The organism is Streptacidiphilus jiangxiensis, assembly GCF_900109465.1.
Lineage (GTDB): Bacteria > Actinomycetota > Actinomycetes > Streptomycetales > Streptomycetaceae > Streptacidiphilus > Streptacidiphilus jiangxiensis.
Genome location: NZ_FOAZ01000006.1, coordinates 1 through 25,133 on the forward strand (window position 1 = coordinate 1; position 25,133 = coordinate 25,133).

A 25,133-nucleotide genomic window follows, 5' to 3' on the forward strand; every position below is an offset into this window, starting at 1 on the left:
CGCGGCGCAGACCTTCACCGCGCCGACCGGCTCGACCAAGCTGTCCTTCTACTACAACGTGACCTGCCCGGACACCGTCACCTACGACTGGGCCACGGCCACCCTGAAGAACAACACCACCGGCACCACCACCACCGTCCTGGCCAAGACCTGCGTGTCCAGCTCCGGCTGGGTGCTGAAGACGGCGAACATCATCGCCGGCGACAGCTACACGCTGACCCTGACCAACAAGGACGACAACTACCCGGGCGACCCGACCTACACCTACTACGACGACATCACGACCTCCTGATGCCGGGCCCCCTGGCCGGTCACGGCCGGCCAGGGGGCGACCGGGTTGCCGAGCCAGCGACCCTGCTCCGGGATCGACTCGCCGCGCATGACGAGCGACGAGGGGCCGACCACCGTGCCGTCGCCGAGCCGTGAGCCCGGCAGGGCGATGGTGTTCGGGCCGACCGTGGCACCGTCGCCGACGGTGACGGCGTCCATCCGCATGAGCCGGTCGTGGAACAGGTGCGTCTGGAGCACCACGCCGCGGTTGACCGAAGCGCCGTCACCGATGCTGACCAGGTCGGTCTCGGGGAGCCAGTGCGTCTCGCACCACACCCCGCGACCGATCCTGGCGCCGAGGCTCCGCAGCCACAGGGCGAGGAAGGGCGTGCCGGTCAGGGACCCGCCCAGCCAGGGCATGGCCAGGACCTCGAGGAAGGTGTCGAAGAGCTCGTTGCGCCACACGAACGAGCTCCACAACGGTTGCTGCCCTGCCCGGAACCGGCCGACCAGGAGCCACTTGACCCCGGTGGTGAGCAGACAGGCGAGGATGCCGCAGGCGAGCAGCAGGCCCGCCGCCGCCGGCACGGCGAGCGTGGGCCCGAGGGCGTCGAACGCCTTCTGGAGCGCCAGCACGGCGCCGTCCGCGATCAGTGCGCTCACCAGCCACGGCAGCAGTCGGCACAGTTCCACGCCCGCCCGGGCCCGGACGAGCCGCCGCGGAGGGTCGAAGGTCCGCGCGGCGTCCGCCCGTTCGGGGTTGCGCTGCAGGGGGAAGCCGGGCCGGCCGAGCCAGGAGCCGCGGGCCGCGGCGAGTGCGGGCGCGTCCGAGAGCACGCCCACCAGGGCGTCGTCGGCCAAGCCCCGGCCCGGCCCGACGATCGCGGAGTTCCCGACGAAGGCGCGCTTGCCGACGGTGGCTGTGCCCAGCCGCAGCCAGCCGCCGCGCACCTCGAACGGCGCCAGCAGTGCGTCGTCGGCAAGGAACGCCTGGTCCTCGACGCGCATCAGGCTCGGCAGGCCGAGCACGGTGGAGGCCTCCACCTGGCGGCCGATCCGGGCCCCGAGCAGCCGCAGCCAGGCGGGCGTCAGCAGGCTGGCGTAGAGGGGGAACAGGGCGTGCCGGGCCGTGTCCATGAGCCGGTGCACCAGCCAGGCGCTCCAGGCGACCCTGCCGTGCGCGGGGTGGAGGCCGGGGACGAGCGGGCGGGAGAGCACCCGCACCGCGCCGGCCAGGAGCAGCGCGTAGAGCAGGACGGTGACCGGGACGAGGGGCACGCTCAGTTCCAGGACCGCGGCGGCGACCCGGCCGAGGTCGGCGGTGTGGCGGACCGCCAGGTACAGCGCGCAGAGCGCGGGGGCGGCGGCGAGCAGCGGCAGCGCCTGGAGCAGCGGGAGGGTGAGCGCGTAGGCGGCGGTCCAGCGCCGGGAGCGGTGGTGGTGCGGGGCGGGCCACCAGTCGGTGAACGGCGGCCGGTCCGTCGGGCGCGGCCGGTCCGGCCGCGGCGCGTCGGCCGGAACCGCGCCGGAGACGCAGCTGCCGGGGGCGGTGTCGGCGCCCTCGTCGACGTGCGCGCCCGGCATCAGCAGGCTGCGGGTGCCGACGCGCGCTCCGGCGCCGACATGGACGGCGCCCAGGTGCAGCACGTCGCCGTCGAGCCACCAGCCCGCCAGGTCGGCCCCCGGCTCGACCGAGCAGCCGTCACCGAAGCTCGCCAGGCCGGTGACCGGCGGCATGGCGTGCAGGTCGACATGGGCGCCGACCCGGCAGCCGAGCAGCCGTGCGTAGCGTGCGGCCATCGGAGTGCCGAGGACGGACGCGACGCCGAAGCTCGCCACGACGCGCTCGGCCGTCCACAGGCGCAGGTGCACCGATCCGCCGCGCGGGTGGCTCCCCGGTCGCAGACGGGCGGTCAGGGCCCTCGCGCCGAGCACGCCGATCAGGGCGCGGCAGGGCGCGCTGGACAACAGCAGCCATCCGGCTCCGATCACCCACCAGGAGGTGTGCACGGTCCACGGCAGCGGGCCGAGCAGGTCGTCCACGGCTGCGAGCGCGAGCAGCCAGCGCAGGCCGGTGAGGAGCGCCAGCACCGTCAGGACCAGGCCCTGGTAGGCGGCGACGCGCCGCGGGGTGGGGCGGACCTCGCGCCGCTCGCCGGTCGGCGCGGCGACCTGGTCCAGGTGGGTGGCGAACTCCCGCAGCCCGGGCCGGTGGTAGAGGTCGGCGACGCCGACGCCGGGGTAGCGGTCGCGCAACGCGGAGATGAGCCGGGCGGCGCCCAGGCTGTTGCCGCCGAGGGCGAAGAAGTCGCTGTCGGCGTCGACGGGGACGCCGAGCAGGCGCTGCCACTGCTGGGCCAGCCACCGTGCCGTACCGGTGAGCTCCGGTCCCGCTGCCGACGGGGTGTTCCCCGTCGGCAGCGGCCAGGGCAGGCGGGCGCGGTCGACCTTGCCCGAGGTCCGGGTGGGCAGTTCGGGCAGCACCGCCAGGACGGGCACCAGCGCCGCGGGCAGCTGTTCCAGGAGTCTTCGTCGCAGGTCCGCCCGGTCGAGTGCGGCCTGCGGGTCCGCGGCCTGCGGGTCCGAGGGCAGCGGGTCCGCGGGCACGAGGTAACCGACCAGGACCTGCCCGCCGGCTTCGGTGTGCTGCACCGTGGCGGCCGCCGCCCGGACACCGGGCAGCGCCGACAGGGCGGCCTCGACCTCTCCGAGCTCGACGCGGCGTCCGCCCAGCTTGACCTGGTCGTCGGCGCGCCCGACGAAGACCAGACCCTCCGGGTCGGCACGCACCAGGTCGCCGCTGCGGTAGACCCGTCGGCCGGGCAGCGCCGGATGCGGCGCGAACTTCTCCCTGTCCTTCGCGACGTCGAGGTAGCGGGCGATCCCGACGCCCGCGATGAGCAGCTCGCCGGTGCCACCCCACGGGACCCGGCGTCCCTCCGGGTCGACGACCGCCACCTCCCAACCGGCCAGCGGATGTCCGATGCGCACCGGCTGCCCGGCCCGCAGCCGCGCCGCGCAGGTCACCACGGTGGCCTCGGTGGGACCGTAGGTGTTCCACACCTCCCGCCCCGGCCGGTCCAGCCGCTCGACCAGCTCGGCGGGGCACGCCTCGCCGCCGACGACGAGCAGCCTCACACCGTCGAGGGCCTCGTCGGGCCAGAGCGCGGCCAGCGTCGGCACGGTGGACACCACGCTGATCCTCCGCCGGACCAGCCACGGACCGAGCTCGGTGCCGGCCTTGACGAGCGCGCGCGGGGCAGGGACCAGGCAGGCGCCGTGGGCCCAGGCGAGCCACATCTCCTCGCAGGACGCGTCGAAGGCGACGGACAGTCCGGCCAGGACCCGGTCGCCGGGCCCGAGTGGACCCTCGGCGTGGTCGGCGAGGAAGAGCCGTGCCTCCGCCTCCACGAACGCCGCCGCCGAGCGGTGGCTGACGGCCACTCCCTTGGGCCGGCCCGTCGTCCCCGAGGTGAAGATCACCCAGGCGTCGTCGGACGGGTCGGGCGGGCCGACGCGGCGCCCGGGGGTGCCCGGCCCCTCCGCGATACGGCAACCCGCGCCGACCACCGCGCACACGTCGGCGTCCTGCCAGACCATCGCGGCCCGCTCGTCGGGGTCGTCGACGTCCACGGGGACGTAGGCGGCTCCCGCGTGGAGGACACCGAGCACGGCCAGGTACAGGTCCGACGTGCCGGAGGGCACCCGGACCCCCACCCGGTCCCCGGGGCCGATCCCGCGCCGGGTCAGCTCGGCGGCAACGGCCTCCGCGGCCGCGCGCAGGTCCGCATAGCCCGACACCGTCCCGTCGGCGTCCAGAGCCGGTGCCGTGGGCGCCGATCGCACGACGGCGTCGAACAGTTGCAGCAGCGTGGCGGGCGCGGACGGTGGCCCGGACGGCCACGGCGTCGGAGGTGCGCTCGCCGCGTGCGGCAGTGGCGCCGTGATGCGCATCGGATGGCGCGCGTGGGCAGGGGTGAGCGTCATGCAGAGCCCTTCGACGGGAACGACGACCACGGCACAAGCCATGGCCGAAAGACGCGACAGGTCGATCGACCTGACAGCGGGAAAGGTGAAGAGACGCGTCAGCTCCGTGGACGGGGGACACCGTCGGAGGCGCTCGATGCGGGCGCGGGAGACCTACGCGTGGAGAGGGTGGAGAAGGGGATTCCTGCGACGAGGTACGCGATTAGCGGGCGGCTATGGAGGCGCCGGGCTCCGAGCCTATGAGGAAGGCCGCGTACATCGGGAAGGCCGGGCGGCGCGTCGAAATCGCGGCCACCAAGGCGAACAGCAGGACGGTTGGTGCCATGGACCAAGTCTTCGCGATCGAACGCCGCAGGCAGGGCGGTTGCCGCACCATCTCAGGCAGTTCCCACCGGACTTCCAGGAAGTTCTCAGAAAGCCGCCGCCGCTCTGTGTACATGAGCGTTCGCTAACATGCCGTTCCATGACACCACTTGGGGGGACCGAGGGCAGCGGCTTCGACCTGTCCGGCAGCGGAGCAGAGCCTCTGGACGGTGACGATCCGCGGCTGATCGGACCGATCCCGCTGCTGGGACGGCTCGGCTCGGGCGGCATGGGCCGGGTCTACCTCGGCACGGTCGCCGGCCGGTACGCCGCGGTCAAGCAGGTACTGCCGCAGTTCATCGAGGACGAGGAGTTCCAGCGGCACTTCTCGCACGAGCTGGACAACCTGGCCCGCCTGCCCGAGAAGGTCAGCGCCCCGCTGCTGCTGGCCGACCGCGAGGCGCGGCCGCCGTGGTTCGCCACCGCCTACATCCCCGGCCTCACCCTGGACAAGGTCCTCGCCGTCAACGGCGGCCCGCTGGACGCGAGTCGGCTGTGGCTGCTGCTGCGCGAGGCCGCCGCCGGACTGAAAGCCGTCCACGCGCTGGGCATGGTCCACCGCGACCTGAAGCCCTCCAACGTCATGCTCACCGTCGACGGAGTGGCCCTCATCGACTTCGGCGTCGCCCGCGCCGCCGACCAGAGCCGTCTCACCCGCACCGGCGTGGTCCTCGGCACCCCCGCCTACATGTCGCCCGAACAGGCCAACGGAACCGGGGAGTTGACCGAGGCGGCCGACATCTTCGCCCTCGGCGCGCTGATCGCCTACGCCGCCGGCGGACGCCCGCCCTTCGGCGAGGGCTCCGGCGTCGACATGCTCTACCGCATCGTGCACACCGAGCCCGACCTGAACGCGCTCCAGGCCGTCTCCCCCGATCTCGCCGAGGCCGTCGCGGCCTGCCTCGACAAGAACCCCACCGCCCGCCCGACGGCCGATCGCCTCCTCCAACTGGCCCGCCAACGCTGCGTGCTGGAGACGCCCGACTGGCCCGAACCGGTCATGGCCCCGCTCCGCGCCCGCGCGGCCTTCGCCGCGCTGCCCGCACCCGACCCGGCGACGCTGGAGCTCACGACGGCGGAGCCCGTCCCGACCTCGGCCGCGCCTCGGCACCGTCGACGCTGGCTCACGCCGATCGTCATCCCGCTGGTCCTGACCACCGGTGTCGCCACGGGGCTGCTGCTGGTGCCGGAGCTGTCACCGTCGCATGCGGCGGCGGGTCCTGGCGTGACGGGCTCCTCGGGCCCCACGACGCCCTCGGCGTCACCATCCGCCGGTACACACGGGACCACCCCGGGCACGAGCCCGAACCCCAGCCCCTCCGCCGACCCGAACGGCACACCGAGCGCGTCCGGCACACCCGGCCGGCCCGGCCCCACGACGACCGCTCCCGGCGGCGGGTCATCAAACGGCAACGGCGGGAACGGAACCACCCCGCCCGCCACCAGGCCCACCGTCACCGTGACGGCCACTCCCACGCCCCGGCGCGGGCCGGAGTGCGTGCTCAACTACAACCACACCGCGTGCAGCAGCAACAACCCGACCGTCGAGCTGCAGTGGTACCACAACACCAACGGCGACGAGGGCTGCACCTTCACGGGTGACATCACCTGGGGCGACGGCACCTCCTCCAAGGGCGACACCGCCGGTGGCCCCGGGGGCACGTACTCCTTCCTGGCCGCACACCACTACGCGAGTCCCGGCACCTACACGATCAGCGTCCAGGGCATCACCGACTCCGGACTCTGTCTCGCCTTCGGCTACAACGCGACCTTCACCCGGACGAGTTGACCCGCCAGAGCCGGTCCGACGGATCGCTCGGGGGCGTTGATGCGGAGTGGCCCCCGGGGAGTATCGGACCGGACACTGGCGGCAGCGGCGCGGTCTCGTCAACCGCTACCCGGCTCGTCCCCGGTTTCCAGCTCCGCCCGCCACCGGGCCAGGTTCTGCCGAGCGCGCACGGTGTCGGGATGCTCCTCTCCGAGAACCCGAGCCCGGTGGCCGGCCTCCCGAAGCCACCACGTGAGGTTGCCACGGGTGGTGAGGGTGTCGGGGTGGTCGGGGCCCAGAACCCGCGACCGGTCGGCCAGCACAGCCTCGCTTTTCCGGCACCTGCCGTAGCCGGGCTGCCTCGGCCCGCTCCTGGAAGGCCGGCGCCCGGCCGGACGGACTGCCGACCATGTGCGGCCAGGCAGCCGGTGTGCGGGGCGGGGTGTGGAAGTGGTTGTGCTGCTCGTTGCCGTCGCCGTACTGGCCGGCGTAAGGCCCGTAGAAGGTGTCTCCCGGCATGGTCAGACGCCGAAGCGGTTGTCCTGCCGGTTGTGGTCGCCGATCTGAATCGCGGTCGGCCCCGTGAAGATGTTCCCGCTCACCGCGCCACCGCCAGGCCCGGCGGCGGCCTGCAGCTGCGCAATCAGCGTCTCCAACGCCTCTGCGAAGCCCGGATCGTGCTCGACCGCGTCCTCCAGGGAGTCCGTGAGCCGGCGCCGGGTCCGCTCGGTCGGCTCCTCGCGTCCCTCGGCGGCCTCCTGGGCGGCCCGCGCCAGCGCCGGATCCTCACCCAGCTTGCGACTCACCAGGTCATGGACGCGGTCCATCCCCGCGTCCAAGCCCCGGTCAACCTCCTGGTCGGCCCGGCCACCCACGCGCTTGGCCTTGCGGACCAGCCACGCGAACACGTACCCCACCGCGATCTCGATCCCCGTCACCCCAGCACCCCCACGGAAACGCTGCTGACCCTGCATCAGACCGTACCGCCTGCCACCGCTTCCACAGCCGCGATCCGCCAGAACCGACCCTGCCCCCGCCCTGGGCTCAGTCCAGGTAAGCCCGGGAAGCCACAGGAGATCTCGGTCCCAGGCAGGACACGCCCGCCGGATCACGGCACGTCAGCCTTGACCGCGATGCGGCCAGACGCCCCCCGGAAGGCCACGAGCCCGTCAACGTCAGTAGTTGACCAGCATGAAGGGCCCCAGGAGCGCCTGCCTCAGCAGAACTCCGAGCGCCGTGAGCAGAACGGACCCTACGAGGGCGCCGACGTATGCCAGGGCGAAGGCCATGGCCCGATGCCGCCTCAGCCACTGCCAGCACCTCTGCATCGCCGCCCCCGGTCCGACCGTTGAGACACCAGAGTGCCTGCCTCGGGCCAGGGCGGGAAGGTCGGTGCCCGTGCGCGCGTACTGAAGCTGCTGCCACCACGTCCGGCAGTACCTAGTCGAGCGCCTCGAAGTCGCCCGGCCTCCAGTCGCCGTCGAAGGCGGCCTGTTCGGGGCCGTAGATGCGGAAGTAGGCGAACCAGCCCCGGCCCGGCGCCGTCTGGATCCAACGGCCCTCGCCGTCGGTCGGGGGCTCGGGGCCGAAGTACAGGTCGACGTGGTCGGCGGCCTCCGGCTCCACCTTCTCGAACATGGACCGCAGCGCCGCCCGGCCCTGGTCGGTGACGACCTCGGAGCGGGTCTGCGCGTCGTAGGCGGTGACGGACCAGAACAGCGAGTACGGCACCGGCAGCGGGACGCGCAGGCGGTAGCTGCGACCGCCGTCCAGGTAGGCGCCCGTGCTGTCGCGGTGGCCGAGCCAGTAGAGCGAGCCCGCCCCGGCGTCGCGGCGGAACATCGCGGGCGAGGCGACGATGGCCTGGGCGAACCAGCGGTCCTTGGCCTCGACGTCCAGAGAACCCTGGCGCTCGAACGTCCCGTTCTCGGGGCGCAGGCCCACCCACTCCCACGTGCGGTCCGGCCAGGCGATCCGGTCCGGCCGGCGGGAGGCGAACGCCGAGACGAGCATCTCGTCGCGGCCCTGCCGCGCGGCCTCGGTCAGGATCTGCGCCATGCGCGCGTCCGGAGCGAAGGGCCGGCCGGCCTCGATGCCGAGCTCGGCGAGCAGGCCCAGCATCGGGCGCAGCTCGTCGACGGCGGGCTCGGTGTCGACGACGGAGTGCAGGACCTTCCAGAACTCCAGGTTGTTCTCGACGGCCAGTGGGGTCGTGTCCATCGGCTGGTCGCCGATGTCCGTGAACCCGAAGGCGGGCGGCGCGTCGCGGAGGTCCCAGGCGTAGATCTTGACGGTCCGCATCAGCGCCGTGGCCTGGTGCAGGTCGCCGCCGAGCGGCAGGGCGCGCAGCGCGAACAGGACCTGCCAGGTGTCGCTGCGCACCACCTCGTAGCCGTCGGCGTCCGGCGTGCCCTCATGGCCGGGCGGCAGCAGCAGCACCTTGCCGCCCTTCGGGCCGTTGCGGCCCGGCAGGCCGAGGTCGACGAGCCAGCGGTGGTAGTGGTCGTCCACCAGCCCGACCAGCGGCCCCGGCGGCAGCTCGATCACCATCGGCCCGCCCTTGCGCAGGTCCAGGCCCCCGCCGAGGTAGGGGGTGTCGGAGTTGAGAGTGAACCCGACGTGGATCGGACGCGCCACGATGACCGGCGCCGACTCGTTGTCGACCGCTCCCCCGGCCCTGGTCCCCCGCAGGATCGACTCCAGCGAGACCGTCGGGTAGAAGAACCGGTAGGCCTCCACGGCCCGCCGCCGGTCGCTCACCTCGAACGACGCCTGCGCGCTCACTTCCTTCGGCAACCCGCCCTCGAACTCGATCTGCTCCAGCACGACATTCGCCCCTCTCCCGACGCTCCTGACCGCCACCCTTGCCACGGCCCGGCCCACCCGCGACCGCTGCCCGCCGAACGGGTGATCGCCGCGCCGTCCAGGTGTGCTACAACTCTCGCTTCGAGCCGCGCTGGAGGCGCGGGTGACAGAGGCGGGCAGGTCAGGACATGTCGGCGGTGGTTGCGGGAGTGACGACGGGCGCCGTCGTCTCGGGCGGCTTGGGTCTGAGCGCGTGGGTGGTGCACCGCCGCCGAAGCCCCAAGACCGACTTCCGGCGCGCCGACCGGTTCGCCCGAGAGATGGACCTGTACCTGCCGGAGGCCATGGTGGCCCCGGTCGCGGCGCGCCTGCGGCGACGCTCGGTGCTGGCGCTGCTCCTCGCGGCGATGCTCGGGGGGCCTTTCCTCGGATACCTGGTCGGCACGTTCGTGGCCCAGCTGAACAGCGACGCCGTCGACCACGTCGACATCGAGGCGGTGCCGTTCCCGGGCCCGGCGGGCGCCGTCGTCGGTATGGTCTTCGGGCTGCTGATCGGCACGGTGGAGGACCTCTGGGAACTGGTTCGCACTCGCCGGGAGTCCGTCCCGGAGGCGGAGTCCTGGTCCACGCCGGCGGCGACGATCCCGTTGCGGCAGGCCGTGCCGGTCTGGCTGATCCGGACCGCCCGCGTGCTGACCGTCGGCCCGGCTCTGGTGGCCGCGGCGGCCTGCGCCACGCAGAACCGAGGCAGCCTGGCTCTCGGGTTCCTCGCCCTGGTGCCAGTCTGCGGCGCGGTCGGCTGGTCCGCGGAACGGCTGCAGCGGTGGATGCTGAACACCCGCCAACTACCGTCCAGCGGTGACCTGTTGCCGCAGGCGGCCTTCGACCGAGCCTTCCGGGTCGTGGCGCTCCTGCCGATTCTGCTGCTGGCTCCGAGCGTCTGCATACTGCTCGGAGCGTTCTACATCCACCTGGTGGGACGGGGGCTCTGGTACCAGAACCTGATGTTCGCCTGGACCGCCACCGCGTTCCCGATCCTGATACTGAACGCCCTGCTCAACGCTACCTGGGCGAAGCGCCACCATCGCCGCCTCGCCCTCGGGCCGACCGCGCCCACCGCACCCACCGCGCCGGCCGAGTGACGTTCCCTTGCTTCCGGCCTCGCGGGGATGATGCCCGCATGACGTTTCCGGTAGAGCACGAAGTGACCAACCGCGAAGAACTGGCCCGATATGTCGACAGGCTGAGCGAGGAGTTCCGGAAGTCCGGGGAGACCTGGGAGAACAAGACCGTCGACCGCTTCCTCGACGCACTCAGCGCGTGCCTCGTGGACCACGGCAGGGCCGCACACGCCCCGGCGGATGCTCCCGCCGAGTGGGGATTCATCGCCTTCGTCCTGGGTGCGGCGGCAGTTTACGAGTAGCCGTGCACGAGCTTCGCTCACCCCTCGCTGCGGTGACCCCGTCGATCACGAAGAACAGCTCCGTGGCGGCCGCCTCGAACACGTCGACCGGGCTCATGGCTTGGACGCTCCCCGAGCCGGAACGGCAGGTGGTCGACCGTTCGGCAGAGCCTCACACCCCGAAGGTGTCGAAGTCCGCGATGTGCCAGGAGCCCTGCTGGTAGACCGCGTCGACCGCGATCATCGCGGCGCCGTCGTTGGAGGCGCCCGAGGCCGCGCCGGAGGCCGTGCTGACGCTGGTCTGGTCCGCCTGGACGAGGAGGTGGGCGCGGTCACCAGTGAGGACGTCGACGCCGCAGTCGGTGACGGTCGTGGTGAGGACCAGCTTCTGTCTCGCGCCCTGAGTGCGGATGCCGGCCATGAGCGAGCTGTACTGGCAGGTGAGGACGGCTGGCTCTCCAGCCGCGAGCCGGCCACCCAGGTGGCCGCCGAACTCGGCGTCCACCCCCAGACGGTGCGCTACCGCATGCGCACCCTGGAACGCCTCTTCGGCTCCCGCCTGGAGAACGGCGAGGAGCGGCTCGGCATCGAAGTGGCCTTACGCGCAGCGCGCCTGCAGGCCCGGACGCAGAATTCAGGAATGGACCCACAGAACTGACGGTGACTCCGGTCCTGAATCCGGTCCTGAACCCGTGAACGTGACCGCGAGCAGGGGCAACATCCGTCCCGGAATGGACTCCGACGGGGTCGCGCCAATCCGCCGAGCGCCCATGGCCAGGTAGAAGGGCTCGGCATGGGGGTCGGCGTCGATGGTGAGCCGTGCGAAGCCCAGGGCCCGGGCATTCGCCATGACGTGCTCGAACAGGCGCCGACCGACGCCACGACCGATGGCGTCCGGCTCGACGAACAGCATGCCCAGCGTCCCTTCCAGCGGCTCTCCTTCGAGGGTCGCGAAGCCGAGGAGGCGACCGTCCAGCTCCGCGACAGCCGTCCGTCGGCTCTCGATCGTCGCCGCGGAGAGGGTCAGTTCCTCCCGACAGGCAGCCATGAACGCGTCGTCGTATCCCCAGTAGGCCTTGGAGCGCATCGCCAGGTCACTCAGGATCCCGGCCTCGATGCCCTGCGCCGGCCTGATCAGCATGGTCCCTCCGGGCGCGTGGCGGCTCACTCCGCGTGGATCTCCACTGTACGGCCGTCCGGGTCGCTGAGGAGGTGCCGTCCCGGCGCAAGCCGCGGACTCGCCGCGGCACCGTCGACGGCCAGGCCGAGACGAAGGGCGCCCGTCCGCTGCCCTTCGCGGGCGGGGTAGAGCTCGAACACCATGCCATCGGGAAGGATCGCGGCGTAGTGCTCCGGCCCTCGACCGTGCCGCTCCGCCGTGAAGTGCAGGCCGAGGTTCTGATAATAGCTCCGGCATTCCTCGAGCCGCGGGGAGTACAGCACGAGAAGGGTCATGCCGACAGGTTTCGGTTCAGTCATCAGTTCCTGCTCGTCCCCTGAAGATCACAGCGTCGCGAGGCTCGCTCGCCCAGCCCTTCAGATACGCGAAGTCGGCTTCCGTCAGTCCGATCTTGGGATCGACGTGGTGGAGCAGCCCCGGACCGCGGTGGTGGGCCAGGACCCAGGCGCGGTCCGCGTCCGTGATCTGATCGTCGACCCACGCGAACGGGCGGCCCTGCGCCCAGGCCACGATCTCCGGCGTCTTCCAGAACACGCCACCCTCGGGCTCGGGCCGCGGATCGGGCCACGCTATGAACGGCAGCGAGGGCAACCCCAGCAGCGGTGCCAGGAAGTCGTTGGCCTCTTCCTCCCAGGTCGTCGCCCACACCAGGTCGAAGGGCAGCGCGGTGAGAGCCGGCCCGTGTGCCGCGTTGAGCCAGACCCGCAGCGGCTTCACCGCCTTGTGGGGAAGGCCCCACTCATTGAGCCGCCGGCGCTCGGCCGCCTGCCACCGGGGGGTCATCAGTCGGTGGGTCCCGTAGCCCTCCGGCCGCCTGTGCGGCTTCGCCGCATAGGGATTCAGCGGCCCGTCCACGTCCACCAGCAGCATCGGCCGCACCAGCCCACCCCCACAGATCGTCCCCGCACGGTACCGGCCGTCTGCCGCAGGACCCAGCGCATTATGCTGGGCAACGCAGCCGGGCACGATCCCGAGGCGGGCATCGCGGTGGATCTCAACCGCGGTCCCAGGTCGCCGGCCGGCGACGCACGAGCTCGACGGTTCCCCCGACACGTTCAGCTCCGATCCCGATCATGAGTGCGTCGGAAGCCACATTGCCGGTGTCGACTTCGCAGTGGACATGAGTCCGGCCCCGCCGATGGAGCAGGTCGAACACCTCGGCCATCAAGGCCAACGCCACTCCTCGGCGCCTGTGGCCCGGAAGAGTTCCGATGAGTCCGAGCCGGGGTCCCGTCGAGGTGTTCCACACGCGGATCAGACCGATGTACTCCCCGGTCGTCCCGTCCACGGCCAGCAGATAGGTGGTCGGATCGAACTCCGGATCACCGAACGTCTCCTCGGCGAAGCGGTCCGGGTCGTTGCGCCATCCCGCCGTGCCCGGGACGTCCTGGCGCAACGCGTCGTCCAGCTTGCGCCAACGATCTGCGTCCGCTTTCTGCACCGGCAGGAAGGTCAACGACGTCGGTGACCGGTGCTGGGCCAGTCCCGTGCGACCGGGGTCGGTCGGCAGGAGGTAGTGATGTTCTCGCCGATGGACGACAAAACCCCGTGCGCACAGGTCGTCGAGGCCATCGGCGTCTGCTTCGTCGACCTCTCCGTACAGGTCCCCTTCGAACGCCCCCAGCGCCGCATCCAGCAGGAGTCCACGTGTGTCGGAGCTGCCCCGGTGGAGGAGGAAGCACCGCTGGTCCGGCCTGACACGCGCGAGGAGACTGCCGATCTCCAGTCCCTCGCGCCATGCCGTCCACCGCAGCGGACCTTCTTGGGAGATGGTGACCACGCACACGAACATATCGTGGTCCGAGCTCGTGGTAGCTTCGCGACGGAGGCGCGTACGTGCCGGCCCCGGACGAGATGTGCGCCGTACCCGGTCTGAGAAGACGACGCACCGCAGGGAGACGTCATGGCCGCAGGCGCACGCTTCGTCGACTTCGAGGGCCGGGGGCCGGAGCCTCGTGAGCTGGACGTCCGGTGGATCCACGGCTCCGTGTCGTCCAAGCACAACACCGACCCGGACATCCAGGTCCACGCCTACGACGAGCACACGGTCATCCTTCGGCAGAACAAGGCGGTGCACTACGAGGCGCCGTTCCTGTTCCTGCTGTTCGGCAACGACCGCGCGGTGCTGATCGACACCGGGGCCACCGCGTCCGCCGAGTTCTTCCCGCTGCGCCGCGTGGTGGACGAGCTCGTCGACGGCTGGCTCGCCCGCCATCCGCGGGTGGACTACCAGTTGCTGGTCCTGCACACGCACGGCCACAGCGACCACGTCGCGGGCGACGGCCAGTTCGCCGACCGGCCCGACACCACCGTGGTCGACGCGCGCCTCGCCACCGCCTGGGCGTACTTCGGCTTCGAACAGGACCCGACCGGTGTGGCGCGGGTCGACCTGGGCGGACGGGTGCTGGAGTGCCTCGCCACGCCCGGGCACCACGAGGCGGCGGTCACGTTCTACGACCCGTGGACCGGGTTCCTGCTCACCGGGGACACCGTGTACCCGGGCCGGCTCTACATCCAGGACCTGCCCGCCTTCACCCGCACCGTCGACCGGTTGATCGAGTTCTGCGACCACCGACCCGTCACGCACGTCCTGGGCTGCCACATCGAGATGAGCACCGAGCCGGGTGTGGACTACCCCGTGGGCACCACGTACCAACCGGACGAGCCCCCGCTGCAGCTGACCGTCACGCACCTGCGCGAGATCCGCTCCGCGCTCGACGAGCTGGGCGGGATCGCCGACCGGCCGCGGCGGCTCGCCCGCCCGCTCTTCGTCCTTTGGCCCGAGGACTGACCTCACCCACGAGGTGTCCCGGTAGGGTTGCGCCGTGCCCGAACTGAAGCAGCTGGATGCCGACGACGCCTCGACGGTCCTCGCCTTCGAGCTGGAGAACCGTGACTACTTCGCGGCTTCGATCTCGGACCGGGGCGACGCGTTCTTCGACGGATTCGCCGAGCGTCACGCCGCCGCGCTGGCCGAGCAGGCGACCGGCAGGTGCGCCTTCTACGTGCTGGTCGACGAGGACGGGTCGATTCTGGGCCGGTTCAACCTCTACGACCTCCGAGACGGCAGGGCCGACCTCGGCTACCGGGTCGCCGAGAGGGTCGCGGGACGCGGCGTGGCGACCGGGGCCGTCCGGGAGTTGTGCGGGCTGGCGGTGACGCGGCACGGGCTGCGCACGCTGAGGGCGGCGACCTCACATGCCAATACCGCGTCCCAGAGGGTGCTGGCCAAGGCCGGATTCGTCCCGGTCGGCCGAGCGGAACCGTCCGACCTCGGCGGCAAGCAAGGGACCTGGTACGAGCGCGACCTGACACTCCGGCCGTAGCCCGGACCGTCAGGGGCCCGGCCCCCAGTCGCCGGTGCTGCCCGCAAGGAGGGTCCTGAGCACGAGAGGCACCAGGAGCCACCAGAACGTGAAGAGCAGCGCCATCATCCCGAGAGTGGTCCCGGAGACGATGGCGATCCGTCTGACCATCGACTTGGCACGACGCATCGGGCCTCCCTCCCAGTCGGCCGGCGAGCACGCGCGGGCTCACCGCCCGCAAGTGTCGCAGGTGCCGGACCAACTGCGGCAGGTGCTCGTGGCGGTGCAGGCCCGCGGGGCCGAAGTACCCGATCCGGACGGGAGGTCCGCCACCGATCACGTGCCTCGCATCCGGGCCCGCAGCACGTCGACCTCACAGCCGGGCGCGGACGGGTCGAAGCCGTGCTCGACGAGCCAGCGGACCGCCGTCAGGCTCCGCAAGGACCACCACGCGCGGATGACGTCCATGTCGACGTCGGCATCGCTGCCGTAGCCCGCGGCGACGTCGGCGAGGCGCTCCTCGTATCCCAGCGTCAGGACGGCGAGGTCGAAGAGCGCGTCGCCCCGGCCCGCCTCGGACCAGTCGATCACCCCGCTGATTTCGTCGCCGTCGACGAACACGTGGGCGACCTGCAGGTCGCCGTGGGTGAACACCGGTGTCCACGGCCGCAGCGCGTCCTCGGCAATGCGTCGGTTGCGGGTGATCAGGTCGCGGGGAAGGACCTCGTGCGTCAGGAGCCAGGAGCACTCGGCGTCGAGAGCCGACGCGAGGTCGTCGAGGCACGGGCCGGGCCATGGCGGAAGCGGCGCGTCGTGCAGGGCCCGCGCCGCTGCGCCCGCCGCGGCCCACGCGGCCGGGGACGCGGCCGACGGTTCACCCAGGCGTCCGAGTGCCGTGCCGGGGAGGGCGGCGAGCGCCAGCACGGGGGGCTTGCGCCACAGGACCTCCGGGGTCGGGACCGGCGCCAGGGCCATCGCCGCGACCTCGACGTCGGTACGCGTCTGATCGGTGTCGACCTTCAGGAACACGTCACCCACGCGCAGGGTCGCGCGTTCCTGATGGGCGACGACGATCTCGATCTCGTCCACACCGAGCATTGTCCCGAGATCGGGTCCGGAACCAAGCGCGAGCCTGCAGGACAGGCAGCGGACCTGCGCGCCGTGCGGCCTCCGTTCAGGCCGCCGTTCAGGCCGCCCTTCAGGACTGACGGCGCCGCAGGGCCGCGGCGGCGCGGTCGGCGGCGCGGCCCTCGCGGCGGTGGTGGTGGCGCTTGAGGTACCAGGCGAGCCAGTGCAGGGTGTCCGCGAGGCCGTCCAGGTTGGCGCCGGGCGGGAAGCGGACCGGGCGGTCGAGGAGGGCCAGGACCTCGTCGAGCAGCGCGGGGACCTGTGCGGTGTGCTCCAGGCGGGATTCACGCAGCGCCAGGTTGGCGAGTACGTGGACGAGACGGAGAGTTCGTCCTTTTTTCGTCCGGTTCCTCGGCCACCGACGCCCGGAAGAGCGCGACGCCCTCGCGGGCAGGGGGCACCGCCTCCGCGCGGCGCCCGCGCACGCCGAGGCACCGGGCCTGATCGACCAGCGCCTGCGCGAGCCAGGGCCGACAGTCCGCTCGACGACGACCAGCCGTCCGAGTCGGACGCGCTCGGCGAGCACCGCCTCCAGCTCGTCGAGTCGGCCCGGCAACTCTCTGGCGCTGCTCAGGAGTTCGGTGAGCCGGTCGAGGCTCTCGGCGAGCTGCAAGCGGTGGCCGAGGCGCGTCGCGGGCGTCGCGGCACCCTCCTGCCGCAGCCGCTGCGCGGCGAGCTCGACGCCCAGCCGAGCCAGCGTCAACTGCCGTTCCGCGTCCGTTCCGTCGCGCTGGTCCATCGACCCCCGCCTCGCACTCCCCCATCGGCACCATCCAGAGTAGACGGTGCAGCCATGCGAGGGACGGGACTTGACGTATACGCAGCGCGCGGAGCACAGTCTTTATCGACAACGATTTTCATGTGCATGAGCGAACCGAACGGAGCTCCCCATGTCGCTCGACGTCTCCCCCGAACTCCTCGCCCAGGCCGAGCGCGGCCCCGTCGACGAGGCCGACTTCATCGCCACCGTCCGTGACTCACTCCCCTACGCCTACAAGACCGTCGAAGCCCTCGCCGACCGACTCCCGCACACCGATGCCCCGTTCGTCGACGACAACACCCCGCCCACCGACGCCGAGCGCGGCCAGCTCCTGCGCGCCCTGGCCAGCAACGCGATCCGCGGCAGCCTGGAGCGCCACTTCGGCGTCACGCTCGCCTTCATGAACTGCCACAACGTCGCCGCGTTCCGCCCCGGCACCGAACACGAGGCCGCCTACTTGGAGTTCACCTCACTGCGCTCCCAGGTCCTGCACCAGTCCCCCGAGTTGCGCAACTGCTGACCTACGCGACGCCGTAGCGCAGGCCGTCGAGGAGCAGGTCGAGAAGGCGGTCGGCGCGCTCGCGCTGGCCGGGGGCGCTGGTGACCAGGCCGACGCCGGCGAGGGTGAAGCCGACGTCGAGGGGGTCGAGGTCGGGACGCAGCACTCCGGCCCGGGCACCGGCGTCCAGCATGGTCGCGATCGCCGCGGCAAGCTTGGCGACGGACTCGGCGAACGGGTCCGCGCCGGAGGCGACCGCGGCGCGGAGGGCGTCCGCCATGCCCTGCTTGGCGGTGAGGTAGTCGATGAAGTTGTCCATCCAGCGACGCAGGGCCTGGTCGGGCGGATTGTCGGCGAGCAGCTGCGCCGCGCTGTCGCAGACACGGGCCAGCTCGTTGCGGTAGGCGGCCTCGACCAGCGCCTCGCGGGTCGGGAAGTGGCGGTAGAGCGTGGCCGAGCCGACGCCGGCGTCCTTGGCGATCGTGTCGATCGGCACGTCGGCGCCCTTCTCGGAGAAGGCGCGCACGGCTGCTTCCAGGATGCGCTCCCGGTTGCGGCGGGCGTCGGCGCGCAACACGCTCGGTTTGCTGGTCAAGGCCGTTCCTTTCGTCCGGGGACCAGTCTAGCTGGACAACCGGGGAGTTCCCCGCTTACGGTTGCGGATAACCGGGGAACTCCCCGGTTGTGACGCGGTCGCCCCGCGTTGTCCTCGGCCAGGCCTCGACCAGGCCCCGGCCAAGACCCGACCAAGACCCGACCGATCCCCAGCCAAGGAAGACCCTCATGACCTCCCCGAAGACGGTTCTGATCACCGGCACCTCCTCCGGCATCGGCCTGGCGGCCGCGATCGGCGCCGCCCGCGCGGGCTGGACGACCGTCGCCACCATGCGCGACACCGGCAAGGCCGACGCCCTGCGCAAGGCCGCCGCCGAGGCGGGTGTGGAGGACCTCATCCAGGTCAAGCGCCTGGACGTCACCGACCCGACCGGCATCGCCACCTGCCTCGACGAGGTCGTCGCCGAGCACGGCCACCTGGACGCGCTGGTCAACAACGCGGGCGCCGCCCAGGTCGGCACCATCGAGCAGAGCAGCGTCGAGGACGTCCGCGCGGCCATGGAGGTCAACTTCTTCGGCGTCGTCGCGGTCACCCGCGCCGCGCTGCCGCACCTGCGCGCCTCCAAGGGCCGGGTGATCACCGTCACCAGCGTCGGCGGCGCCGTCGGACAGCCCTTCAACGAGGCGTACTGCGCGGCCAAGTTCGCCGTCGAGGGCTTCATGCAGTCCCTCGCGCCGGTCGCCGCCACCGTCGGCGTGGGCGTCACCGTCGTCGAGCCGGGTGCGGTGGCGAGCGAGTTCGTCGCCAACCTCGGCCTGGACGTCCCCGCGCTGCTCGCCGCCGCCGGGCCCTACGCCCCGGCGCTGCAGGCGTACATCGCCCGCACCCAGAAGTCGTTCGGCAACGCGCAGACCCCCGCCGAGGCGGCCGCCCCGATCGTGGACGCCCTGACGGCCGACCGCGCGCCCTTCCGCGTCCAGACCTCGGCCTGGGCCCGCGACTTCGTCGCCACCACCCTCGCCGACCTCGACGGCTCCGCCGTCCAGTCGCTCACCGACTCCTGGGTGCGCTGACCGGAGCTCCGACGCCGACGCGCTGCAGGCCGGGGACCCGGGGCGAGGCCGAACCGGAGGGGCGAACGCGGGCCGCGACGGTGTCCGCGGGCGCCGGCCGCAGTAGGGTGTTCGCCGTTCAGCGAACATCGCACCTGCGAGCGCGACGACGAAGACTCCGCGACCGATCGAGCAAGCCCCGGCCCGTCGCGGGTCAGGACGGGAGCCACCGCCATGACGCCGACCCCGGAACGCGCCGCCGGCGCGAGCCACCGTGCCGCACCGCTCCACGCGGACCTGGACCAGGTCCCCCTGGAAACGGCGCTGCTCGCCCTCGCGGACCCGGTCCGCCGCACCATCGTCCGCACCCTGGCGAACGCCGCCGACTGGGAACGGGCCTGCGGCAGCTTCGACGTGCCCGTCACCAAGGCGACCCTCAGCCGCCACTTCGCGATCCTGCGCGAGGCGGGCCTGCTGGAGCAGCGCGACGCCGGCCCCAAGCGCCTCAACCGACTCCGGCGCCCGGAGTTCGAGGCGCGCTTCCCCGGCCTGCTGGAACTCGCCCTCTCCGACCGGTAGACGCGCGACCGGTAGACCGCCCTGACCGTGGTCCTCCGTGCCCGGCCGCACACGAAGGGCCACGGTCAGGGCGGCGTCAAGACCGGCCCCGCCGACGTACGGGACGCGTCAAGGAGCCTTTGTCCGGGCCGGCGACCGACATGGAATGGAGTCACGGTCTCCGGACGGACGGCGGCCGGTGGTCGGCGGCCGCCGCGTCGAGCGGTCAGGCGGCTCGAGCGGTGAGAGAGAAGTGTGGGCCATGGTCGAGGCAACGAGGTCGCAGGGGCCGCGAGTGATCGTCGGGGTACGGGACCGCGTCGGCGACGTGCCGCTGCTGCACCGGGCGGCCGCCGAGGCGCGGCGGCGGCACGCCGTGCTGGTGCCGGTGCTGGCCTGGACCCCGGTCGGCGGCGAGGCCCTGTTCCGCACCCACCCCAGCCGGCAGCTGGAGCACGCATGGGAGCACAACGCCTGCGTCGAGCTCGACGAGCTGGTGACCGACGCTTTCGGCCCGGAGGAGCCGGTGCGGGTGCACCCCGTCGTGGTCCGCGCGCAGACGCTACGCGACGCCGTCGCCGCGGTGGCGGTGTCGGAGGGCGACGTGGTCTTCCCCGATCCCCCGCGGCCGTCCTTGTGGGAGCGCCTCGGCGTGCGCCACCACGGCTCGCAGCACCACCGCGTCGCCCTGGCCGGCTGAGCGTCCCCATCCCAGCGGGCCCCATCCCAGCGGGCCCCATCCCAGCGGTCCGCATCCCAGCGGTCCGCATCCGAGCGATCCGTGCCGTCCGGGCGATCGGGCCATCCGATTGATCCGGGCATCCATATTCCGGATGGTCGGCCGGAACCCCCGCGCGGACCTGTTACTGTGCCCGGCATGCAGCGCGACACCGACCTCGCCATGATGCGAATGATGCCCCCGCCACCGGAGGCGCTTCGCTAGCGAAGCCTGCGCGCACACTGACGCGAAGGACCCTCCGGAAACGGAGGGTCCTTTTTTTGTTACCCGCAACGCCGCCACACCCACGACCACGGACGGACACCCCCCATGACCCAGCGACCGGTCGTCGCCCTCACCGACTGCGCCGACGCCAACGCCCAGGCCCGCCAGGCGGCACGGATCGCCGCCCTGTTCGGCAGCACGCCCAGCATCCTGCCGCTCACCGGCGAGGACCCGGACGCCGCCGCCGCGCTGACGCTGCTGGACCTGCTGCGGGCCACCGAGCTCACCGGCGGGCCGACCCACCCGCTGGTCCTGCTGGTCAACATCGCACCCCGGGACGGCCACTGGCCCAACGGCTCGCCCTTCTGCTGGTTCGAGTACCGCGGGCACCTGGTGGTCTCCAGCTGGAACGAGCGGGTGCTGTCCCCGCTGGCCGCGCACCTCGGCATCACGCAGGTGCACATCACCGACGTCCGCGAGGTGGTCGAGGCCGCCGCGGCGGACTGGGCCGAGTTCACCCCGGAGCAGGTCGAGGAGATCGTCCGCACCCAGTTCCGCAGCCTCTGGTACGTGCCGCTGCTGGCGCGCTGGCTGGTGGACGGCCGCCCCGTGCCCGCCCGGCCGCAGACGCTGACGGCGCCCGCCACCGTCCAGACGGAGAACCCCCGGATCGCGGTGATCGACAACTTCGGCAACTGCAAGCTCGACGTCCCGGCGGACGCGCTGCCGGGCTACGCCCAGGGCGGCGCGATCACCGTGCACAGCCGCCACGACGGCCGCCCCGTCCAGGTGCGCTGCTACGACCGCCTCCCGGACGTGCCGCGCGGCGAGCCCGGGTTCACCACCGGCAGCTCGGGCGTCGGCTTCGCCGAGCTCGTGGTCCGCGGTGGCTCCGCGGCCGAGCTGTTCGCCCTGCGCCAGGGCGACCGCCTGCTGGCCTCGGTCTGACGCCGTCCCGGCAACGGTCGGCCGCCCTCGGGGAGTCGCTCTGCCCGCAGCGAATCTGCGGCGGGCAGAGAATCGGCTTCCGAGGGCCCGTCGCGGGTCAGAGTCGAGTCAACGGCGTCCCCGTCCCCCCGCCTCCTCGGCGGCATCGACCAGGAGAACCCATGACTCGACTCACCACCACGCACCCGATCCGTGCGGAGGAGGGCGACACCACGCCCACCCGGTTCGACGACCACCTGGCGGCGCAGCTGCTCTCCCAGCGGATCGTGCTGCTCGGCACGCAGGTCGACGAGGTGTCGGCCAACCGGGTCTGCGCGCAGTTGCTGCTGCTGTCGGCGCAGGACCCCCGCACCGACATCAGCCTCTACATCAACAGCCCCGGCGGGTCGGTGACGGCGGGTCTCGCCATCTACGACACCATGCGGCTGATCCCGAACGACGTCTCGACGCTGGCGATGGGCCTCGCCGCCAGCATGGGCCAGTTCCTGCTGACCGTGGGGACGCGCGGCAAGCGCTTCGGGCTGCCGAACGCGCGGATCATGATGCACCAGCCCTCGGCCGGGATCGGCGGCACCACCTCGGACATCGAGATCCAGGCCGAGAACCTGGAGCACACCAAGAGGGCCATCGAGCGGATCACCGCCGAACACACCGGCCAGAGCGCCGAGACCATCGCCCGCGACAGCGACCGCGACCGCTGGTTCACGGCCGAACAGGCCAGGGAGTACGGGATGGTGGACCAGGTGGTGGAGTCGCTCGACGACATCCGCCCGGCCACCTCGCGCCGACGGATGGGGCTGTGACATGGGCGCGTACACCATTCCCTACGTCGTCGAGCGCACCGCGCAGGGCGAGCGGACCTACGACGTCTTCAGCCGCCTGCTGAACGAACGCATCATCTTCCTCGGCACCGAGATCGACGACGGCGTGGCCAACGCCGTCATCGCGCAGCTGCTGCACCTGGAGTCGGCCGGGCCCGAACAGGAGATCTCGATCTACCTCAACTCGCCGGGTGGTTCCTTCACTTCACTGATGGCGATCTACGACACGATGACGTTCGTGCAGGCGCCGATCTCCACGTTCTGCGTGGGCCAGGCGGCCTCGACGGCGGCGGTGCTGCTCGCCGGGGGCGACCTCGGGCGACGCTTCGTGCTCCAGCACGCGCGCGTCCTGCTCGGCCAGCCGGCCAGCGGCGGCCGGCAAGGGACGGTCTCCGACCTCAGCCTCGCCGCCAAGGAGATGGTCCGCATCCGCGCCCAGGTGGAGGAGGTCCTCTCCCGCCACACCCGTCACGACGTGGCGACACTGCGCGCGGACATGGACCGGGACAAGGTCCTCACGGCCGAGGAGGCGGTCTCCTACGGGATCGCCGACGAGGTGCTGAGCCGACGGGCCTTGTTCGTCTGAACCGTACTCCGTGACCCGCGGCCGACGTCAGGCGGCGAGGCAGAGGCCGTCGTAGCGCGTCGCAGTCGAGGTGCGGGTCCTCGCTGCGCGATCGCGGGCCGCGCGCAGCGGCGCGGTCCGGGCCAGCTCGTCCTGGGTGCGCGCGAGCAGGTCCCCGAGCCCCAGCCCGAGGGCCCGGGCGGCGGCCGCGAGCACCTCGGAGGAGGCCTCCTTACGGCCGCGCTCCAGCTCCGACAGGTACGGCATCGAGATCCGCGCCGCGTCCGCGACGTCCTTCAGCGTCCGCTCCTGCGCGAGCCGTTCGCGCCGCAACGCCTCGCCGACCAGGTCACGCCACAGGGGTTCCCTCACGGCGGGGCCCTGCGGCGCGCCGGCCGGAGCGGCCCCGGCGGACGTGGGCGGCGCGGTACGCGGCCGCAACGGGATGACGCGGGGCTCGTTCTGCGCGGGAGTGCTCACCCCTCCAGACTAGGCACCGGACGCCGTAGCGGAAGGGAGCGGCATTCTGCCCTCGGAGAAGCCTGTCGGCCGGTTGGACAAAGCTCAGCCGCCGGTGCCGTCCGGGATGCCGACGAGGTTCAACGTGCGGACGCCGGCGCGGAAGGCGGTCCGGGACCGGGGGCTGGAGGTGAAGTTCCAGTCCGTGCCGCCGCCCTGGGCGTGGGTGTACTCGAACCAGACGAAGCCGAGGACGTCCGGCCGGTGCCTGAGCCAGGCGAAGAAGTCCGTCGTCCAGGGCGCCTTCTGGGGGCCCGGCTGCGCGCCGGTCTCCGTGATGAGGAGCGGGAGCCCGGTAAAGGTGCGTATCTCGGTCAGCGTGGGGCCTATCAGGTGGTCGGCGGTCCACTCGGTCACGTCGTAGGCGGACATGCCGATCCAGTCCACGTAGGCGTCGCCGGGGTAGAGGGAGTGGAGGCTGACCGGGTCCGCGCCGCGCAGGGTGTTCGGGGCCCAGATCCAGATGACGTTGTCCGCGCCGACGTCCTGGAAGACGGCGTGGACGTGCTTCCAGGCGGCGGCGAACTGGCCCGGACGGTTGACGCCGTTGGGCTCCGCCCACGGGTACCAGTGGCCGTTCATCTCGTGGCCCAGGCGCAGTGCGAGCGGCCAGCCGTGGTCCTTGACCGCCTGGGCGAAGGTGCGGACGTAGGTGTCGTGCCGACCGTCGATGATCGTGGCCAGGGAGTAGGCGGGCTGCGTGGTGCCCAGTGCGGCGCCCGCCCAGGGCTCCCAGGTGATGACGGGAAAGGCGTGCTGCGCGTAGGCGGACTGCACCTTCTGCGCGTCGTACTCCTGCGTCCAGTTGACGAAGTACTCGACCAGGTTCGGCGCCACCCCGCCCGCGTCGACGCCGATGCCGTGCAGCACGGACGGCACGCGCGGCGCGCCCGGGGAGGCCACGCCGAAGTACTTCTCGCCCGGCGGTGGCGCGAGGAACCGCGCCTTGGGCGGGATCACCAGCGGGCGCGCCGTCGGGGTGGGACTGCCCGACCGAGCCGCCTCCGTCTTCCCCGCCGACGGCGCTCCGCCTCCCGTGTCCCTGCCGCGCGCGACGAGTTCGAAGGCTCCCAGGCCCCCGCCGAGGCCGACGACGGCCGCGGCGAGACCCAGCAGCTTCACCCGGCTGCGCTGAGCGGGCACGTTCTCGTCGGCGTCGGGACCGGGCATGGCTGCTCTTCACTCCTGTCGTGCGGGCGAGGACGTGCGGGGCCATGCTATGCATCCGGCCCAGGCCCGGTGTGATCAGATGCCCAGATGCGCGAGGACCCGGCCGAGCATCCCCGCCAACTGCTCCCGCTCGGCGGGCGTCAACGGTGCCAGGAGTTCGTCCTGCACCGCCTCGGCCTCGGCCTGGAGTTCGGCGAGCGCCACGCGGCCGGTCCCGGTCACCGCGACCAGGACCCGGCGCCGGTCGGCCGGGTCCCGGGTGCGCTCGACGTAGCCGAGGGCACCGAGCTCCTCGACGACCTTGGCCGTGTCGCTGGGGTCGATGGACAGCCGCCGCGCCAGGTCCCGTTGGGCGTGCGGACCGAAGTCGGCGAGCGCGGCCAGCACGGCCATGTGCCACAGGCGCAGGTGACGTTCCGTCAACCGCTCGGCGAGGCGCGTGCGGGCGGTCTTGCCGGTGCGGGAGAGCAGATAGGTCGTCAGCGCGCTCAGGCTCGGTGGCTGCGCGGTGGGCTGGTCCATGGTAGGACTATA

At 72.3% G+C, this 25,133-nt stretch carries 30 protein-coding genes and 1 riboswitch; of the genes, 14 read left to right on the plus strand and 16 right to left on the minus strand.

The genetic code is table 11. The features are described 5' to 3' along the window. A partial coding sequence (locus BMY61_RS46090) for a hypothetical protein (protein WP_177240379.1) occupies window positions 1-292 on the plus strand: 292 nt, incomplete at its 5' end. Here BMY61_RS46090 and BMY61_RS13140 read toward each other — a convergent pair. Both BMY61_RS13140 and BMY61_RS48360 read right to left on the minus strand, forming a co-directional pair. After that, complete coding sequence (locus BMY61_RS13140; protein WP_082015006.1) at window positions 268-4,257, minus strand: Pls/PosA family non-ribosomal peptide synthetase; 3,990 nt, start codon at window positions 4,255-4,257, stop codon at window positions 268-270. The two genes, BMY61_RS46090 and BMY61_RS13140, sit on opposite strands and share 25 nt — an antisense overlap. A gap of 202 nt (window positions 4,258-4,459) precedes the next feature. Then, window positions 4,460-4,582, minus strand: a complete 123-nt coding sequence (locus tag BMY61_RS48360; protein ID WP_269083965.1) for a hypothetical protein — start codon at window positions 4,580-4,582, stop codon at window positions 4,460-4,462. 138 nt (window positions 4,583-4,720) lie between these two features. Between BMY61_RS48360 and BMY61_RS13150 the strand changes: the two genes are divergently transcribed. Further along, the gene (locus tag BMY61_RS13150) at window positions 4,721-6,409 is read left to right on the plus strand and encodes a serine/threonine-protein kinase (RefSeq protein WP_052438683.1); all 1,689 of its coding nucleotides are present in this window, start codon (window positions 4,721-4,723) and stop codon (window positions 6,407-6,409) included. Window positions 6,410-6,909: 500 nt separating this feature from the next. Here the strand turns inward: BMY61_RS13150 and BMY61_RS13160 are convergent, their stop codons facing one another. Both BMY61_RS13160 and BMY61_RS13165 read right to left on the minus strand, forming a co-directional pair. Beyond that, on the minus strand, window positions 6,910-7,326 hold the full coding sequence (locus tag BMY61_RS13160; RefSeq protein WP_201777565.1) for a hypothetical protein: 417 nt from the start codon (window positions 7,324-7,326) through the stop codon (window positions 6,910-6,912). Between the two features lie 502 nt (window positions 7,327-7,828). Continuing rightward, window positions 7,829-9,214 (minus strand): DUF1254 domain-containing protein, encoded by a 1,386-nt coding sequence (locus tag BMY61_RS13165; protein WP_143094319.1) that lies wholly within the window; start codon window positions 9,212-9,214, stop codon window positions 7,829-7,831. A gap of 167 nt (window positions 9,215-9,381) precedes the next feature. Between BMY61_RS13165 and BMY61_RS13170 the strand changes: the two genes are divergently transcribed. Beyond that, a complete protein-coding gene (locus BMY61_RS13170; protein ID WP_143094320.1) occupies window positions 9,382-10,335 on the plus strand; it encodes a hypothetical protein in 954 nt (317 codons plus the stop codon). A gap of 38 nt (window positions 10,336-10,373) precedes the next feature. Then, complete coding sequence (locus BMY61_RS13175; protein WP_042447384.1) at window positions 10,374-10,616, plus strand: DUF7660 family protein; 243 nt, start codon at window positions 10,374-10,376, stop codon at window positions 10,614-10,616. Between the two features lie 151 nt (window positions 10,617-10,767). Here BMY61_RS13175 and BMY61_RS47070 read toward each other — a convergent pair whose 3' ends face one another. After that, complete coding sequence (locus BMY61_RS47070; protein WP_052438681.1) at window positions 10,768-11,100, minus strand: hypothetical protein; 333 nt, start codon at window positions 11,098-11,100, stop codon at window positions 10,768-10,770. On the opposite strand from BMY61_RS47070, the gene BMY61_RS48770 reads away from it, so the two are divergent. After that, on the plus strand, window positions 11,077-11,253 hold the full coding sequence (locus BMY61_RS48770) for a helix-turn-helix domain-containing protein (RefSeq protein WP_201777564.1): 177 nt from the start codon (window positions 11,077-11,079) through the stop codon (window positions 11,251-11,253). The two genes, BMY61_RS47070 and BMY61_RS48770, sit on opposite strands and share 24 nt — an antisense overlap. Here BMY61_RS48770 and BMY61_RS13190 read toward each other — a convergent pair. From BMY61_RS13190 to BMY61_RS13205, 4 genes are all read right to left on the minus strand, one after another. Next, complete coding sequence (locus tag BMY61_RS13190; protein ID WP_075003891.1) at window positions 11,230-11,736, minus strand: GNAT family N-acetyltransferase; 507 nt, start codon at window positions 11,734-11,736, stop codon at window positions 11,230-11,232. The two genes, BMY61_RS48770 and BMY61_RS13190, sit on opposite strands and share 24 nt — an antisense overlap. A gap of 23 nt (window positions 11,737-11,759) precedes the next feature. Then, complete coding sequence (locus tag BMY61_RS13195; RefSeq protein ID WP_236656006.1) at window positions 11,760-12,050, minus strand: VOC family protein; 291 nt, start codon at window positions 12,048-12,050, stop codon at window positions 11,760-11,762. Between the two features lie 16 nt (window positions 12,051-12,066). Beyond that, window positions 12,067-12,645, minus strand: a complete 579-nt coding sequence (locus BMY61_RS13200) for an HAD domain-containing protein (protein WP_042447380.1) — start codon at window positions 12,643-12,645, stop codon at window positions 12,067-12,069. A 124-nt stretch (window positions 12,646-12,769) separates the two neighbouring features. Beyond that, window positions 12,770-13,555, minus strand: coding sequence for a GNAT family N-acetyltransferase (locus tag BMY61_RS13205; RefSeq protein ID WP_161791251.1), 786 nt, complete (start codon window positions 13,553-13,555; stop codon window positions 12,770-12,772). 42 nt (window positions 13,556-13,597) lie between these two features. Beyond that, window positions 13,598-13,665: riboswitch (guanidine-III (ykkC-III) riboswitch) on the plus strand. A 13-nt stretch (window positions 13,666-13,678) separates the two neighbouring features. Here BMY61_RS13205 and BMY61_RS13210 point away from each other — a divergent pair. Together BMY61_RS13210 and BMY61_RS13215 are read left to right on the plus strand one after the other, a co-directional pair. Beyond that, entirely contained in the window at window positions 13,679-14,566 is an 888-nt protein-coding gene (locus BMY61_RS13210; RefSeq protein WP_042447378.1) for an MBL fold metallo-hydrolase, read from the plus strand. 34 nt (window positions 14,567-14,600) lie between these two features. Continuing rightward, window positions 14,601-15,101, plus strand: a complete 501-nt coding sequence (locus tag BMY61_RS13215) for a GNAT family N-acetyltransferase (RefSeq protein ID WP_042447376.1) — start codon at window positions 14,601-14,603, stop codon at window positions 15,099-15,101. A gap of 9 nt (window positions 15,102-15,110) precedes the next feature. Here BMY61_RS13215 and BMY61_RS46095 read toward each other — a convergent pair whose 3' ends face one another. The 3 genes from BMY61_RS46095 to BMY61_RS13225 form a co-directional block, all read right to left on the minus strand. Next, window positions 15,111-15,269 (minus strand): hypothetical protein, encoded by a 159-nt coding sequence (locus BMY61_RS46095; protein ID WP_161791250.1) that lies wholly within the window; start codon window positions 15,267-15,269, stop codon window positions 15,111-15,113. Window positions 15,270-15,416: 147 nt separating this feature from the next. Beyond that, entirely contained in the window at window positions 15,417-16,169 is a 753-nt protein-coding gene (locus tag BMY61_RS13220; RefSeq protein ID WP_042447576.1) for an aminoglycoside phosphotransferase family protein, read from the minus strand. 109 nt (window positions 16,170-16,278) lie between these two features. Then, a complete protein-coding gene (locus tag BMY61_RS13225; protein WP_042447373.1) occupies window positions 16,279-16,947 on the minus strand; it encodes a hypothetical protein in 669 nt (222 codons plus the stop codon). Window positions 16,948-17,098: 151 nt separating this feature from the next. Here BMY61_RS13225 and BMY61_RS13230 point away from each other — a divergent pair, with 151 nt between their 5' ends. Beyond that, a complete protein-coding gene (locus BMY61_RS13230) occupies window positions 17,099-17,488 on the plus strand; it encodes an SCO5389 family protein (protein ID WP_042447371.1) in 390 nt (129 codons plus the stop codon). A 1-nt stretch (window position 17,489) separates the two neighbouring features. On the opposite strand, the gene BMY61_RS13235 is transcribed toward BMY61_RS13230, so the two are convergent. Continuing rightward, window positions 17,490-18,062: a TetR/AcrR family transcriptional regulator gene (locus BMY61_RS13235; protein ID WP_042447369.1), complete on the minus strand. Its 573-nt coding sequence runs from the start codon at window positions 18,060-18,062 to the stop codon at window positions 17,490-17,492. A gap of 188 nt (window positions 18,063-18,250) precedes the next feature. On the opposite strand from BMY61_RS13235, the gene BMY61_RS13240 reads away from it, so the two are divergent. The 6 genes from BMY61_RS13240 to BMY61_RS13265 all read left to right on the plus strand — a co-directional run bounded on the left by BMY61_RS13240 (window position 18,251) and on the right by BMY61_RS13265 (window position 22,931). Continuing rightward, window positions 18,251-19,096 (plus strand): SDR family NAD(P)-dependent oxidoreductase, encoded by an 846-nt coding sequence (locus BMY61_RS13240; RefSeq protein ID WP_042447367.1) that lies wholly within the window; start codon window positions 18,251-18,253, stop codon window positions 19,094-19,096. A 213-nt stretch (window positions 19,097-19,309) separates the two neighbouring features. Then, window positions 19,310-19,654, plus strand: coding sequence for an ArsR/SmtB family transcription factor (locus BMY61_RS13245; RefSeq protein ID WP_042447366.1), 345 nt, complete (start codon window positions 19,310-19,312; stop codon window positions 19,652-19,654). A gap of 241 nt (window positions 19,655-19,895) precedes the next feature. Then, window positions 19,896-20,333, plus strand: a complete 438-nt coding sequence (locus BMY61_RS44905) for a hypothetical protein (protein ID WP_143094321.1) — start codon at window positions 19,896-19,898, stop codon at window positions 20,331-20,333. Between the two features lie 348 nt (window positions 20,334-20,681). Further along, on the plus strand, window positions 20,682-21,524 hold the full coding sequence (locus BMY61_RS13255; RefSeq protein WP_042447365.1) for an SAM hydroxide adenosyltransferase: 843 nt from the start codon (window positions 20,682-20,684) through the stop codon (window positions 21,522-21,524). Window positions 21,525-21,685: 161 nt separating this feature from the next. After that, window positions 21,686-22,327 carry an ATP-dependent Clp protease proteolytic subunit gene (locus tag BMY61_RS13260; RefSeq protein ID WP_042447363.1) on the plus strand — a complete coding sequence of 214 codons (642 nt, stop codon included), beginning with the start codon at window positions 21,686-21,688 and terminating at the stop codon, window positions 22,325-22,327. Window position 22,328: 1 nt separating this feature from the next. Continuing rightward, entirely contained in the window at window positions 22,329-22,931 is a 603-nt protein-coding gene (locus BMY61_RS13265; protein ID WP_042447361.1) for a ClpP family protease, read from the plus strand. A gap of 27 nt (window positions 22,932-22,958) precedes the next feature. On the opposite strand, the gene BMY61_RS13270 is transcribed toward BMY61_RS13265, so the two are convergent. The 3 genes from BMY61_RS13270 to BMY61_RS13280 form a co-directional block, all read right to left on the minus strand. After that, the gene (locus BMY61_RS13270) at window positions 22,959-23,390 is read right to left on the minus strand and encodes a helix-turn-helix domain-containing protein (RefSeq protein ID WP_042447359.1); all 432 of its coding nucleotides are present in this window, start codon (window positions 23,388-23,390) and stop codon (window positions 22,959-22,961) included. Between the two features lie 84 nt (window positions 23,391-23,474). Then, a complete protein-coding gene (locus tag BMY61_RS13275) occupies window positions 23,475-24,599 on the minus strand; it encodes a glycoside hydrolase family 26 protein (RefSeq protein WP_052438678.1) in 1,125 nt (374 codons plus the stop codon). Between the two features lie 75 nt (window positions 24,600-24,674). Next, a complete protein-coding gene (locus tag BMY61_RS13280; RefSeq protein ID WP_042447358.1) occupies window positions 24,675-25,121 on the minus strand; it encodes a MarR family winged helix-turn-helix transcriptional regulator in 447 nt (148 codons plus the stop codon). Window positions 25,122-25,133: the final 12 nt, after the last annotated feature.